The 13,379-nt window shown below is 38.4% G+C and carries 14 protein-coding genes; 13 read left to right on the top strand and 1 reads right to left on the bottom strand.

All coding sequences use genetic code 11. From position 1 onward, the window contains the following. Nucleotides 1-18: 18 nt before the first annotated feature. Nucleotides 19-660: a phosphoserine phosphatase SerB gene (gene serB / locus NML75_RS03685; protein ID WP_254804077.1), complete on the top strand. Its 642-nt coding sequence runs from the start codon at nt 19-21 to the stop codon at nt 658-660. A gap of 18 nt (nt 661-678) precedes the next feature. Next, nucleotides 679-1,788, top strand: a complete 1,110-nt coding sequence (locus tag NML75_RS03680; protein WP_254804076.1) for a glycerate kinase — start codon at nt 679-681, stop codon at nt 1,786-1,788. 2 nt (nt 1,789-1,790) lie between these two features. Here the strand turns inward: NML75_RS03680 and NML75_RS03675 are convergent, their stop codons facing one another. Beyond that, the gene (locus NML75_RS03675) at nt 1,791-2,234 is read right to left on the bottom strand and encodes a DUF1694 domain-containing protein (protein WP_074324138.1); all 444 of its coding nucleotides are present in this window, start codon (nt 2,232-2,234) and stop codon (nt 1,791-1,793) included. Nucleotides 2,235-2,397: 163 nt separating this feature from the next. Between NML75_RS03675 and eno the strand changes: the two genes are divergently transcribed. From eno to NML75_RS03620, 11 genes are all read left to right on the top strand, one after another. Further along, nucleotides 2,398-3,702, top strand: coding sequence for a surface-displayed alpha-enolase (gene eno / locus NML75_RS03670; RefSeq protein ID WP_254804075.1), 1,305 nt, complete (start codon nt 2,398-2,400; stop codon nt 3,700-3,702). A 177-nt stretch (nt 3,703-3,879) separates the two neighbouring features. Next, nucleotides 3,880-5,220 carry an exodeoxyribonuclease VII large subunit gene (gene xseA, locus NML75_RS03665; RefSeq protein WP_254804074.1) on the top strand — a complete coding sequence of 447 codons (1,341 nt, stop codon included), beginning with the start codon at nt 3,880-3,882 and terminating at the stop codon, nt 5,218-5,220. After that, a complete protein-coding gene (locus tag NML75_RS03660; protein WP_075567625.1) occupies nt 5,198-5,410 on the top strand; it encodes an exodeoxyribonuclease VII small subunit in 213 nt (70 codons plus the stop codon). The genes xseA and NML75_RS03660 overlap by 23 nt, the downstream gene beginning before the upstream one ends. Next, complete coding sequence (locus NML75_RS03655; protein WP_254804073.1) at nt 5,407-6,282, top strand: polyprenyl synthetase family protein; 876 nt, start codon at nt 5,407-5,409, stop codon at nt 6,280-6,282. Before NML75_RS03660 ends, NML75_RS03655 begins: the two co-directional genes overlap by 4 nt. Next, a complete protein-coding gene (locus NML75_RS03650) occupies nt 6,275-7,090 on the top strand; it encodes a TlyA family RNA methyltransferase (protein WP_254804072.1) in 816 nt (271 codons plus the stop codon). The genes NML75_RS03655 and NML75_RS03650 overlap by 8 nt, the downstream gene beginning before the upstream one ends. Beyond that, complete coding sequence (locus NML75_RS03645; RefSeq protein WP_006148593.1) at nt 7,083-7,514, top strand: arginine repressor; 432 nt, start codon at nt 7,083-7,085, stop codon at nt 7,512-7,514. Before NML75_RS03650 ends, NML75_RS03645 begins: the two co-directional genes overlap by 8 nt. A gap of 6 nt (nt 7,515-7,520) precedes the next feature. Continuing rightward, nucleotides 7,521-9,188, top strand: a complete 1,668-nt coding sequence (recN, locus tag NML75_RS03640; protein ID WP_254804071.1) for a DNA repair protein RecN — start codon at nt 7,521-7,523, stop codon at nt 9,186-9,188. Further along, complete coding sequence (locus NML75_RS03635; protein ID WP_070677373.1) at nt 9,189-9,917, top strand: metallophosphoesterase family protein; 729 nt, start codon at nt 9,189-9,191, stop codon at nt 9,915-9,917. It begins immediately after the preceding gene. An 81-nt stretch (nt 9,918-9,998) separates the two neighbouring features. Further along, nucleotides 9,999-11,822 carry a translation elongation factor 4 gene (lepA, locus tag NML75_RS03630; protein WP_070677376.1) on the top strand — a complete coding sequence of 608 codons (1,824 nt, stop codon included), beginning with the start codon at nt 9,999-10,001 and terminating at the stop codon, nt 11,820-11,822. Nucleotides 11,823-11,895: 73 nt separating this feature from the next. Next, the gene (locus tag NML75_RS03625; RefSeq protein WP_254804070.1) at nt 11,896-12,507 is read left to right on the top strand and encodes a hypothetical protein; all 612 of its coding nucleotides are present in this window, start codon (nt 11,896-11,898) and stop codon (nt 12,505-12,507) included. Nucleotides 12,508-12,719: 212 nt separating this feature from the next. Further along, nucleotides 12,720-13,307, top strand: coding sequence for a hypothetical protein (locus NML75_RS03620; RefSeq protein WP_254804069.1), 588 nt, complete (start codon nt 12,720-12,722; stop codon nt 13,305-13,307). Nucleotides 13,308-13,379: the final 72 nt, after the last annotated feature.

The following is a 13,379-nucleotide window of genomic DNA, read 5'->3' as shown; positions in this document are numbered from 1 at the left end:
TGAAAGTATGGGGAATAAATGAATAAAGCTAGAGGACTCTGTGTGCTCGATGTAGATGGAACTCTGATAGAAGAAGAGGTTATTGATTTATTAGGGAAAGAGGCAGAATGCGAAAAAGAAGTTGCCCTGCTAACAGCTCAAGCTATGAGAGGAGAATTAGACTTCGAAGCAAGTTTAAAAAGACGTGTTTCTCTTCTTAAAGGTCTCTCTATCAATGTTTTTGATAAGATTTATCATGAGCTTCATCTTAGTAAGAACGCTGCCCAGTTTATTAAAGTTCTTCAAGAAAATCAGATAGAAGTCGGTTTAGTATCAGGTGGATTTACCACTATTGTAGAAAGATTAGCAAAAGATTTGGGGATTTCATTATATACTGCTAATCAACTGGAAATCAGAGATGATCATTTAACTGGAAATCTAATTGACCCTATTATAAGCAGAGAAGTTAAAGAAGAAAGACTTATAAGGTGGGCTAAAGAATTAGAAGTGCCTTTCGAGAGAACGATAGCTATCGGTGATGGAGCTAATGACTTAAAAATGCTTAAAAGAGCAGGGCTTGGAGTAGCTTTTTGTGCCAAGGATATTGTGAATAAGGAAATAAATATTCAGGTAGATGAGAGAGATTTTGGGAAAGTTTTGGAAATGATAGACTTCCTTTAGATAGAAAGAGGAATCGAAATGAAAGTTGTTATCGCGCCAGATTCTTTCAAAGAGAGTCTACCTGCAAACGAAGTAGCAGAAGCTATAAAAAGAGGATTTAAAAGGGTGATACCGGATGCTGAATGTTTACTTTTACCTGTTGGTGATGGAGGTGAAGGAACAGTAGACGCCATTAAAAGTTCTCTAGGTTTGGAAGAAAAAAGAGTCCAGGTAACTGGACCTTTTGGTGATGAGGTTTTGATGTCTTACTTTCAAAAAAGAGATTTAGCTCTATTTGAAGTTGCAAATTTAGTGGGTCTTGCTAAAATCCCTTTTGATAAACGTAATCCTCTAGAGATTCAAACAAAGGGAATTGGTCAACTTATTCTCCATTTGATAGAACAAGGAATCAAAGATATCTACGTTGGTGTCGGTGGTACGGCTAGTAACGATGGTGGAATTGGCATTGCTTCAGGACTTGGTTACCAGTTTTATGACAAAAACGGAATTGTACTTCAAGCAAATGGTCTATCACTATTTGATATCAGGAAAATTTTGAAGGAGGGAGTAATTCAAATTCCTTCTGATGTACATATAAAAATACTTGCAGATGTTACCAATCCGCTTTGTGGACCTTATGGTGCTACCTTTACATTTGGGAAACAAAAGGGATTGGATCCATCTGAATTTCAAGAAGTTGATGCTGCTATTAAAGACTTCTATAGTAAAGTTGGACCCGAAATATTAAAATTAGATGGTGCAGGAGCAGGTGGTGGAATTGCCGCTGGTTTGTGTGCCTTCGCTGGAGCAGAGATTGTATCTGGTATCCAAACTTGTTTGGATTTGATAAACTTCGATCAAAAAGTTACTGATGCCGACCTAGTTATCGTTGGCGAAGGTAGACTGGACTCGCAAAGTCTAGCTGGAAAGGCGCCAATTGGAGTAGCAAAAAGAACACCAAATGGTGTTCCAGTTATTGCTATTTGTGGTAGTTTAGATGAGGATTTACCCCCTTTACCATTTGAGAATATAGTCGCAGCTTTTTCCATACTTGAAAAAAGCGAACCGTTAGCAGACAGTCTAAAAAAAGCAGCTGTTAATCTAGAAAATACAGCTGCAAGTATCGCACGAATCATGTCTTTGAGATAGAGTTAACCAAACCATTTTTTCCAGAGAGAAGTAGGAGCTTTCGTCTCTTGCTCTTGCCATAAGTCTGAAAAGGCCTTTCTGAGGTCTTTTTCACTTGTTTGAACCGGAACATCGCTATGGATAACCAGTCCGAAAGGAGAAGAGTTATGATCTTCAGAAACGATAGTTGCTTGGCAATCAGAATCTTTGGCATGTTTTAGATAAAAGACTTGTTTGTCAAATTCAACTTGAGGAGAAATTTTGACAAATAGAGGTTCGGTTTCTTTTTTAAAAGTCTCCAAAATAGTCAAAAAACCTTTTTGAAATTTGTCATCATTCGCAGTAGCGAGTTCAGCGTAACCAAGAACACGTTCTTCAAAGGTACCAAGAAAGCGTCTTTGTTCGTCTGGATTTAACTTAAGTCCACCATGAGCTTTTTCTAATATTTGTTTTGATATATCAGTCATAAATATAGTATATCATAAAAGTCTATAGATAAGGCGGAAAAGAAAGCGATTACTTAACAAACTTAAGGAAAATTTGCACAAAGATAACGTTTTTTCTTGAAAAAGGTATCTTTTTGATGTATCATAGAGGTGTAAAATAATTTAACTCAAAGGAGAGTAAAAAATGTCAATTATTACTGATGTTTACGCTCGCGAAGTCCTAGACTCACGCGGTAACCCAACACTTGAAGTAGAAGTTTATACTGAATCAGGTGCTTTCGGACGTGGTATGGTTCCATCAGGAGCTTCTACTGGTGAACACGAAGCAGTTGAACTTCGCGACGGTGACAAATCTCGTTACGGTGGTCTTGGTACACAAAAAGCTGTTGACAACGTAAACAACATCATTGCTGAAGCAATTATCGGCTACGATGTACGTGATCAACAAGCTATCGACCGTGCTATGATCGCTCTTGACGGTACTCCTAACAAAGGTAAATTGGGTGCAAACGCAATCCTTGGTGTGTCAATCGCTGTAGCTCGCGCTGCTGCTGACTACCTTGAAATCCCACTTTACAGCTACCTTGGTGGATTCAACACTAAAGTTCTTCCAACTCCAATGATGAACATCATCAACGGTGGTTCTCACTCAGATGCTCCAATCGCTTTCCAAGAATTCATGATCGTACCTGCTGGTGCACCTACATTCAAAGAAGCTCTTCGTTGGGGTGCTGAAATCTTCCACGCTCTTAAGAAAATCCTTAAATCTCGTGGTCTTGAAACAGCTGTAGGTGACGAAGGTGGATTCGCTCCTCGTTTCGAAGGAACTGAAGATGGTGTAGAAACAATCCTTGCTGCTATCGAAGCTGCTGGTTATGTTCCAGGTAAAGACGTATTTATCGGATTTGACTGTGCATCATCAGAATTCTACGATAAAGAACGCAAAGTATACGACTACACTAAATTCGAAGGTGAAGGAGCTGCTGTCCGCACTGCTGCTGAACAAATCGACTACCTTGAAGAATTGGTAAACAAATACCCAATCATCACTATCGAAGATGGTATGGACGAAAACGACTGGGACGGTTGGAAAGCTCTTACTGAACGTCTTGGTGGTAAAGTTCAATTGGTTGGTGACGACTTCTTCGTAACAAACACTTCTTACCTTGAAAAAGGTATCGAAGAAGGTGCTGCTAACTCAATCCTTATCAAAGTTAACCAAATCGGTACTCTTACTGAAACATTCGACGCTATCGAAATGGCGAAAGAAGCTGGTTACACTGCCGTTGTATCACACCGTTCAGGTGAAACTGAAGATTCAACAATCGCTGACATCGCAGTTGCAACAAACGCAGGACAAATCAAGACTGGTTCACTTTCACGTACTGACCGAATCGCTAAATACAACCAATTGCTTCGTATCGAAGATCAACTTGGTGAAGTAGCTGAATACCGTGGATTGAAATCATTCTACAACTTGAAAAAATAATCTAGTTCAGTGAACTAATTAAAGCCCTTGGATTTTTCCGAGGGCTTTTGTATATTATTAGACAAGCCCAAAGAAATCCAGTCTTGTTTTCGTATTCTAGAGGTGAAAAGAGAGATTTTTAAACGTTTTTTTGGTATAATAATACCCAGGAAAAACTAGAGAAAGAAGGAGGTTGAGATGGAAAAATATTTGTCGGTAACAACTTTGACTAAGTATCTGAAAATGAAATTCGATAAAGACCCATACTTGGAGAGGGTCTATTTAACTGGTCAGGTCTCTAACTTCCGGAAGCGTCCAACTCATCAATATTTTTCTCTAAAAGATGATCGAGCAGTAATCCAAGCGACTATTTGGTCAGGTATTTATCAGAAACTAGGTTTTGATTTGGAAGAGGGGATGAAGATCAATGTTATCGGTCGTGTCCAAGTCTATGAACCAAGTGGGAGCTACTCTATCATCATTGAAAAGGCAGAGCCTGATGGTGTAGGGGCTCTTGCGATTCAGTTCGAACAATTAAAAAAGAAATTATCAGAAGAAGGCCTTTTTCAAGAACGCTTTAAACAAGCAATCCCTCAGTTTGCAAAACGCATAGGGGTTGTGACTAGTCGTAGTGGTGCTGTTATACAGGATATTATTACTACCGTTAGCAGACGTTTCCCAGGGGTTGAGATTGTTTTATATCCTACCAAGGTTCAAGGCGAAGGGGCAGCAGAGGAGATTGCCCGTAACATTGCTAGAGCTAATGAACGAGAAGACTTAGATGTTCTGATCATTGGTCGTGGTGGTGGATCAATTGAGGATCTTTGGGCTTTTAACGAAGAGATTGTAGTGCGTTCTATCTTTGAATCGCGTCTTCCTATTATTTCAAGTGTGGGCCACGAAACAGATGTAACCTTGGCTGATTTTGTTGCTGACAAGAGAGCAGCAACACCAACTGCTGCAGCAGAGTTAGCTACACCTGTGACTAAGTTAGATCTACTGACCTACCTTAAAAATCAAGAGAAACGAATGGCTACTGCTGTACAAAATACTTTATCAAAGAAAAAAGAAGCCTTGAGAGGGCTTAGTCAATCAGTCATCTTTAAACAACCAGAGCGTTTATATGATGGATATCTGCAACGTTTGGATCAGTTAATGCTTCGACTGAAGCAGGGATTGAATGGTGAGTTAGTTAGAAATCAACAGAAGGTTCAAGCTCAAATTCACCGTTTGGAGCAATTATCGCCAAATGTTAAGATTCAGCGCTACCAAGACCATATTCAACAGCTAAAAAAATTAATGCGTAGCCGGATGGCTGTGATCTATGATGCCAAGGTTGCTGAAGTAAAACGCTTGTCAGAAGCTCTACTCATGTTAGATACGAGTCGTATCGTAGCAAGGGGTTATGCGATTGTTAAAAAAGAGGATACCGTGGTATCTTCAGCAAATGATTTGAAAAAAAATGACCAGGTGATGTTGATGATGCGAGATGGTCAGGTAGAATTAGAGGTTAAAGATGTCAAAACAGAAGAAATTTGAGGAAAACTTAGCAGAACTTGAAACGATTGTTCAGAGTTTAGAAAATGGTGAAATTGCACTAGAAGATGCCATTGCTGCTTTTCAAAAAGGGATGATATTATCAAAAGAATTGCAAGCGACACTTGATAAAGCTGAAAAGACCTTGGTTAAAGTCATGCAAGAAGATGGAACAGAAAGCGAACTTCTATGAACAAGCAAGAAAAATTAGCTTTGGTTGAGTCAGCTCTTGAGGAGTTTTATGGAGACCAGCAATTAGCTGCTAATCTCAGAGAAGCTGTTCTCTATTCTATTCATGCAGGTGGTAAAAGGATCCGTCCTTATCTGCTTTTAGAAGTGTTGGAGTCTTTGCAGGTGCCAATCACTATAGCTCATGCCCAGATTGCAGCAGCGCTTGAGATGATTCACACAGGAAGCTTAATTCATGATGATCTTCCTGCTATGGATGATGATGATTTTCGTCGTGGGCGTTTAACCAACCATAAGAAGTTTGGTGAAGCACTAGCAATTTTAGCAGGAGATGCCCTCTTTTTAGATCCTTATGCTTTGATAGCGCAAGCAGACTTGCCAAACGAAATTAAGGTAGATTTAATAGCTTCTTTGTCCCTTTCTTCTGGAAGTATGGGGATGGTCGCTGGCCAAGTTTTGGATATGGAAGGTGAAGGTAAACATTTAAACCTAGAAGAACTTCAGACCATCCATGCTAATAAAACGGGTAAACTCTTAGCCTTCCCTTTTCAAGCGGCAGGAGTTATTGCAGGATTGGATGAAAATCTTCAAAAACAGTTGAAAACAGTTGGAGAGCTGATTGGGCTTGCTTTTCAAGTGAGAGATGATATCCTTGATGTTACTGCTAGTTTTGAGGAAATTGGTAAAACACCACAAAAAGATTTGCAAGCTGAGAAATCAACCTATCCTGCTTTGTTAGGATTGGATGAGGCAAAAGTTTTTTGTAACCGAACTTTGGATCAGGCTAATGAAAAGTTAGACGTGATTAGCCAATTAGTTGACTTTGATAAAGAACCAATTGTAAAAATAGTAGAAAGTTTGAGAATCAATGCCTAAGGAAAGAGTAGATGTACTTGCCTACAAACAAGGTTTATTTGAAACAAGAGAACAGGCTAAGCGGGGCGTAATGGCTGGATTAGTGATTGCAGTCCTTAATGGTGAGCGTTTTGATAAACCAGGAGAAAAAATTCCTGATGATACTGAATTAAAACTCAAGGGTGAGAAACTCAAGTATGTTAGTCGAGGCGGCCTGAAACTTGAGAAGGCTTTAGAAAAATTTGACATATCAGTTGAAGGCAATACGACCATTGATATCGGCGCTTCAACAGGAGGCTTTACGGATGTCATGCTTCAAAATGGTGCAAAACTGGTTTATGCCGTTGATGTTGGGACCAATCAGCTAGCCTGGAAATTACGCCAAGATTCACGTGTTGTCAGCATGGAGCAATTTAACTTCCGCTATGCTGAAAAAACTGATTTTGAAGAAGAGCCAAGTTTCGCAAGTATCGATGTGAGTTTTATTTCTTTGAGTCTCATTTTACCGGCTCTACATAGAATATTGGCCGATCAAGGACAAGTTGTTGCACTCATAAAACCACAGTTTGAAGCAGGCCGAGAACAGATTGGTAAAAATGGAATTATCAGAGATGCCAAAGTTCACCAAAATGTTTTAGAATCAGTTACTAAAATGGCAGTTGATGAAGGATTCTCAGTCTTAGAATTGGATTTCTCTCCTATTCAAGGTGGACACGGGAATATTGAATTTCTTGCTTATTTACGTAAAGAAGAACATGCAAGCAACCAAGTAGTTTCTGAAATAGAAAAAGTAGTAGAAAAAGCACATAGAGAGTTTAAAGATGAATAAAAAAGAAAGACTTGAAAAGATTAGAAGATTTGTGACGGATTATCAAATCGGCACACAAGAAGAAATCGTTGAACACTTGAGAGAAGCAGGCATCTCTGCTACTCAAGCAACTGTTTCACGTGATATCAAAGAATTAGGGATTGTAAAAATTCCTTTGAAAGACAATACATATGTCTATGAATTACCAAAGTCAGTAGTTAAAAGTTTACAGTTAGCTGAGAACAATATTGAAAGTTTCGAAAGAATGGGTAATCTCATCAACTTAGATGTTATTCCTGGGAATACAATTTTTGTAAAAAGTCAATTGACTCAAACATTTTCGGATATGATTTTTAGCTGTTTAGCAGATGATAACTCAATTTTAATTGTGGCAAGAACTGAAGAAGCAGCTATAGAGATTGTTGAGCAAGTTAAAAAGTGGTAGGACCTTATGTTACTTGAAATTTCAATTAAAAACTTTGCCATCATTGAGGCTATTTCACTTAATTTTGAGAAGGGAATGACAGTTCTGACGGGGGAAACCGGTGCTGGGAAGTCTATCATCATCGATGCTATGAATATGATGCTGGGAGCAAGAGCTACAACGGACGTTATTCGTCATGGTGCTCCTAAGGCTGAAATCGAAGGTCTTTTCTCAGTTGAAAACAGTCATGCTTTGCAAATGATTTTTGATGAGCAAGGAATAGAGTTAGGTGATAAAATCATCATCCGTCGTGAAATTTTACAAAACGGGCGTAGTGTTAGTCGTGTCAATGGACAGATGGTTAATCTATCTGTTCTTCGCTCAATTGGACAGTATCTTGTTGATATCCATGGCCAACATGATCAAGAAGAGTTAATGCGTCCCCAATTGCACATTCAGATGCTTGATGGGTTTGGTGATGCAGATTTTCTGGAACTGAAGCAAGCCTATCAGACAAACTTTGATGCTTATCGTAAAATGCGCAAGCAACTTCTTGAGATTAAGAAAAATCAAGAAGAGCACAAGGCTCGTATTGAAATGTTGGAATTTCAGATGGCTGAAATTGAATCTGCGTCCTTACAGCCAGGTGAAGACCTCAAACTAAACAAAGAACGAGATAAACTTCTAAATCATAAAAATATTGCTGATACGTTGACTAATGCTTATACAATGTTAGATAATGAAGAATTTTCAAGTCTAGCTAACGTGCGTTCAGCTATGAATGATATGGAAAGTTTAGAAGAGTATGATGTAGAATATCGTGAAATTTCTACTTCCTTATCTGAATCTTATTATGTTCTAGAAGATGTTACAAAACGCTTAGAGGATATTATTGAAAGTCTTGATTTCGACGGTAATCGTCTAATGCAGATTGAAAGCCGTTTAGATCTCATTCACGCCGTTACACGTAAGTATGGTGGGAATGTTGACGATGTCTTGATGTACTTTGCTAAAATCACAGAAGAATACAACCTTTTGACTGGCAATCATTTATCTTCAGATGATATGGAAGTAGAACTCAAAAAATTGGAAGTAAGTCTAGTTGACTTAGCAACTAAGCTTGCATCTGCTCGACATAACTTAGCTCAACAATTAGAAATTGAGATTCAGCAAGAACTCAAAGACCTTTATATGGATAAGGCTCAGTTTCAGGTTCAATTTACTAAAGGTAAGTTTACTCGTGAAGGAAATGAAAGTGTTGAATTTTACATCTCCACCAACCCTGGAGAAGCTTTTAAACCATTGGTCAAAGTAGCTTCTGGAGGAGAGTTGTCTCGCCTCATGTTGGCGATTAAGTCTGCTTTTTCTCGTAAGGAAGGTAAGACCAGTATTGTATTCGATGAAGTGGACACAGGAGTTTCAGGTCGTGTAGCTCAAGCAATCGCTCAAAAGATTCATAAAATTGGTCAGAATGGTCAAGTATTAGCTATATCTCATCTTCCTCAAGTCATTGCGATTGCAGATTATCAGTTCTTTATTGAAAAGATAAGTAATGATTATTCAACTGTTTCAACAGTTCGCTTGTTGACAGTCGAGGAAAGAGTAGAAGAAGTTGCTAAAATGTTGGCTGGTGAGAATGTGACTGAAGCAGCACTTAGTCAAGCGAGAGAATTGTTACAAAGTAAGGAGAAATAAATGACAGACTATTATGTAATTGGAGATGTTCACGGAAAAGCAGGAATGCTCGAGGACCTTCTAAAAACATGGGATGGTAAGACTCAATTACTCTTTCTTGGAGATTTGATTGATAGAGGGGAAGATAGTCGTCGTGTTCTTGAAATGGTCAAAGACTTAGTAGAAAATCAAGGAGCGATTTGCATTTCAGGAAATCACGAGTACATGTTTTTAACTTGGTTGGATAATCCTGAAGAAAGCTATGACCACTATCGTCGTAATGGTGGGGATACAACTATTAATTCTATTTTAGGTCGTCCACTGGATGCACTAGTAGATGGAGTAGCAGATGCTAAGCGTGTAGAAACTGAAGCAGCAGACTTGGTTGCTTTTATCCGACAAATGCCATTCGTGATTGAAACGGATCAGTATATCTTTGTTCATGCTGGAATTGATTTAACTTTGGATGATTGGCATGAAACTACAGATTACAAGAAAGTCTGGCTCAGAAAACCATTCCACGAAGCAGTTAATCATACAGGAAAAACAATTGTTTTTGGTCATACACCAGTCTACGGACTTTTGGATCAAAAACCAGGAACTGCAGAACTTTGGATGACAGAAGATGGAAAAATCGGAATGGATGGAGGAGCTGTCTATGGTGGTGTCCTTCATGGAATTGTCTTTACTGACCAAGGTATGACAGACCACTATTTCATCGAAAATGACGGCTTTGTTGCTGAAGATTAATACTCTCTACAGGGTATTATGGTCTTGTCAAAAACATAAAAACAATTTATAATTAATAGATACCCTGAAAGGAAGAGAATCTTGAATTTAGAAGAATTGAAAAAACGTCAGGAGAAGATCCGAAACTTTTCCATTATTGCGCATATTGACCATGGGAAGTCAACATTGGCAGACCGTATTTTGGAGGCTACAGAGACGGTTTCTAGTCGTGAAATGCAAGCTCAGCTTCTTGATAGTATGGACCTAGAGAGAGAGCGTGGGATTACTATCAAACTGAATGCCATCGAGCTTAATTATACTGCCAAAGACGGCGAAACCTATATTTTCCACCTGATTGACACACCAGGACACGTGGACTTCACTTATGAGGTATCACGTTCTCTAGCTGCCTGTGAGGGCGCAATTTTGGTCGTTGATGCTGCTCAAGGGATTGAGGCTCAAACATTAGCTAACGTTTACCTTGCCTTAGATAATGATTTGGAGATCCTTCCAGTTATTAACAAGATTGACTTGCCTGCTGCAGATCCAGAGCGCGTGCGTACAGAAATTGAAGATGTCATCGGTCTGGATGCTAGTGAGGCTGTATTAGCTTCAGCAAAAGCTGGGATTGGAATTGAAGATATTTTAGAGCAAATTGTAGAAAAAGTTCCAGCACCAACTGGTGATGTATCAGCACCATTAAAAGCTTTGATTTTTGACTCAGTTTACGATGCTTATCGTGGCGTTATCCTCCAAGTTCGTGTCATGGATGGAGTTGTTAAGCCAGGTGATAAGATTCAGCTCATGAGCAATGGTAAAACCTTTGATGTTACTGAGGTCGGAATATTCACACCCAAAGCAGTAGGACGTGACTTCCTTGCGACAGGTGACGTTGGTTATATTGCAGCATCTATCAAGACTGTTCAAGACACTCGTGTCGGTGATACAGTTACCTTGGCGGCAAACCCGGCTTCAGAACCCCTATCTGGATACAAGCAGATGAATCCGATGGTTTTCGCAGGTCTTTATCCAATCGAGTCAAATAAATACAATGACCTTCGTGAAGCCCTTGAAAAATTGCAGTTGAACGATGCTAGTCTTCAGTTTGAACCCGAAACATCGCAAGCTCTTGGTTTTGGTTTCCGTTGTGGCTTCCTTGGCCTTCTTCATATGGATGTTATTCAGGAACGTTTGGAACGTGAGTTCAACATTGACTTGATCATGACTGCACCATCCGTTATCTACAAGGTCAATCAAACTGACGGTGAGTCTATGGATGTATCGAATCCATCTGAGTTTCCAGACCCAACCAAAATTGCGTCCATTGAAGAACCTTATGTTAAAGCACAAATCATGGTACCACAAGAATTCGTAGGAGCAGTAATGGAACTAGCTCAGCGCAAACGTGGTGACTTTGTAACAATGGATTATATTGATGATAATCGTGTGAATGTTATCTATCAAATTCCACTTGCTGAAATTGTCTTTGATTTCTTTGATAAGCTCAAATCTTCAACACGTGGGTACGCAAGTTTTGACTATGAATTGTCAGAGTATCGCCCATCTAAACTGGTTAAAATGGATATCCTTCTCAATGGAGACAAGGTTGATGCTCTTAGCTTTATCGTTCACAAAGATTTTGCCTACGAACGTGGTAAATTGATCGTAGATAAACTCAAAAAAATCATCCCTCGTCAACAATTTGAAGTGCCCATTCAAGCTGCAATTGGACACAAGATTGTGGCTCGTACTGATATCAAAGCCCTTCGTAAGAATGTGCTTGCCAAGTGTTACGGTGGTGACGTTTCACGTAAACGTAAACTCCTTGAAAAACAAAAAGCTGGTAAGAAACGGATGAAAGCTATCGGATCAGTAGAAGTTCCTCAAGAAGCCTTCCTAAGTGTCTTGAGTATGGATGAAGAATAATTAATTCCTAAAACAGTTATCTTTTGACACTTATCTTTTCTTTCATTAGAATATAGGTGAAAGGAGAAGGATTATGAAAAAAATCGTCAGCTTATCTACACTTTTAGTGTGTTGCCTTTGCCTCGCTGCTTGTAATACTTCAAAATCTAAAAAAGAAGCGGCTTCAGAAACAACAACATTTCAAGAAACTACTACAGCCCAAGAAACAACAACTGTAGCCGAATCAACGATTGAGGATACCCAGGTAATTGGGTCAGATGATTATGGCTACGTAAAAGTTCCAAAATCATGGATTCATTTTGCAGAAGTTGAGGGTGGTGACGATATCCAGTACTGTGATGGAACAGACGTCAATATTGTAACTTTAAATACCTTTAAACCAGAGCATTTAGGTGTTAGCGAAAGTGAATATGCTGCTCTCGACGCTGTTCAAGTTTCTACTAGTGTTTATCAAACTAAACAACAAAGCAAGGATTTCTCTAAAGTTTGGGGATCTAAGTCAAAAATTGGTGGTTATGACGCCTATGTCGTAAACTGTATTGCTAAAAATGGTAAATATCTAGTGATCTGGATCTTTAAATCAGATGATGGAAAGTTTAGATACGTTTCTCTAGAAGGAACACCTGAAGTTTTAAAGAATATGCTTCCATTAATTGAACAAAGTTGGACTAATAAAAAGGCTTAAAAGGCAGGATTTTTCCTGCTCTTTTTTTATCCAGTTTTATTTAGGATATCAAAAAGATTTCCTGATTAGAGCTTTTTGCAATGAAAAAAAAGAATGAGTTTTAGTAAATATAATAGTAGATTTATTGTATTTTTGATAATACTGCTAGTTTACAGAATATATTTGACACTTTGTTCTTCTTGCTTTAGAATAGTAGTGAAAGGAGAATTATCATGAAAAAATTGATAACTTTATCTACACTTTTGCTTTGTGGTATCACTCTTGCTGCTTGTAATACAAATACTGGTAAAAAAGATGTAACAGCTGAAACTACCACAATTGTTCAGGAAACTACTAGTCAGGAAACAGCAGAAGCTACAACAACCGTTCCAACTAAAGATACACAATGGATTGGATCAGATGATTATGGATACATGAAAGTACCTAAATCTTGGGTTCAAAGTGATGCCGGTGGGAATAATGTTGATTTTATGTACAGTGATGGTACTGACAAGAATGCTATTTCAGTTAAAAGTATAAATGCAGACGGAAAAGATCTCACTAATTTGCAGACCAATTTTGAACAAAAGATAAAAGAAAATCCTAGATTTACAAATGTTAGAACTGATAAGGGAAATATTGGGGGCTATGATGCCGTCAAAATTTATGCAGATTATAATAATAATAGTAGAAAAGTAGTTATTTGGTTATTTAAGTCGGATGATAATATGATTAGATTAGTTACTCTTGAAGGTAATTTAGAAATCGTAAACGAAATTACTCCAATAGTAGAAGAAAGCTGGACAGTGAAAAAGAATTAAAACTAAAACAGGATATTTATCCTGTTTTTTTATTTATTTTCACCCTTTAAAGAATATGTATAAAATCAAACT

The organism is Streptococcus sp. CF4-3, from assembly GCF_024295385.1.
Lineage (GTDB): Bacteria > Bacillota > Bacilli > Lactobacillales > Streptococcaceae > Streptococcus > Streptococcus infantis_I.
This window is presented reverse-complemented; position numbering and strand designations above follow the sequence as displayed.

What these genes read in the sequence shown, in the direction of transcription:
- serB (WP_254804077.1), top strand. Translation starts at nt 19, where the DNA reads ATGAATAAAGCTAGAGGACTCTGTGTGCTCGATGTAGATGGAACTCTG.
- NML75_RS03680 (WP_254804076.1), top strand. Translation starts at nt 679, where the DNA reads ATGAAAGTTGTTATCGCGCCAGATTCTTTCAAAGAGAGTCTACCTGCA.
- NML75_RS03675 (WP_074324138.1), bottom strand. Translation starts at nt 2,234, where the DNA reads ATGACTGATATATCAAAACAAATATTAGAAAAAGCTCATGGTGGACTT.
- eno (WP_254804075.1), top strand. Translation starts at nt 2,398, where the DNA reads ATGTCAATTATTACTGATGTTTACGCTCGCGAAGTCCTAGACTCACGC.
- xseA (WP_254804074.1), top strand. Translation starts at nt 3,880, where the DNA reads ATGGAAAAATATTTGTCGGTAACAACTTTGACTAAGTATCTGAAAATG.
- NML75_RS03660 (WP_075567625.1), top strand. Translation starts at nt 5,198, where the DNA reads ATGTCAAAACAGAAGAAATTTGAGGAAAACTTAGCAGAACTTGAAACG.
- NML75_RS03655 (WP_254804073.1), top strand. Translation starts at nt 5,407, where the DNA reads ATGAACAAGCAAGAAAAATTAGCTTTGGTTGAGTCAGCTCTTGAGGAG.
- NML75_RS03650 (WP_254804072.1), top strand. Translation starts at nt 6,275, where the DNA reads ATGCCTAAGGAAAGAGTAGATGTACTTGCCTACAAACAAGGTTTATTT.
- NML75_RS03645 (WP_006148593.1), top strand. Translation starts at nt 7,083, where the DNA reads ATGAATAAAAAAGAAAGACTTGAAAAGATTAGAAGATTTGTGACGGAT.
- recN (WP_254804071.1), top strand. Translation starts at nt 7,521, where the DNA reads ATGTTACTTGAAATTTCAATTAAAAACTTTGCCATCATTGAGGCTATT.
- NML75_RS03635 (WP_070677373.1), top strand. Translation starts at nt 9,189, where the DNA reads ATGACAGACTATTATGTAATTGGAGATGTTCACGGAAAAGCAGGAATG.
- NML75_RS03625 (WP_254804070.1), top strand. Translation starts at nt 11,896, where the DNA reads ATGAAAAAAATCGTCAGCTTATCTACACTTTTAGTGTGTTGCCTTTGC.
- NML75_RS03620 (WP_254804069.1), top strand. Translation starts at nt 12,720, where the DNA reads ATGAAAAAATTGATAACTTTATCTACACTTTTGCTTTGTGGTATCACT.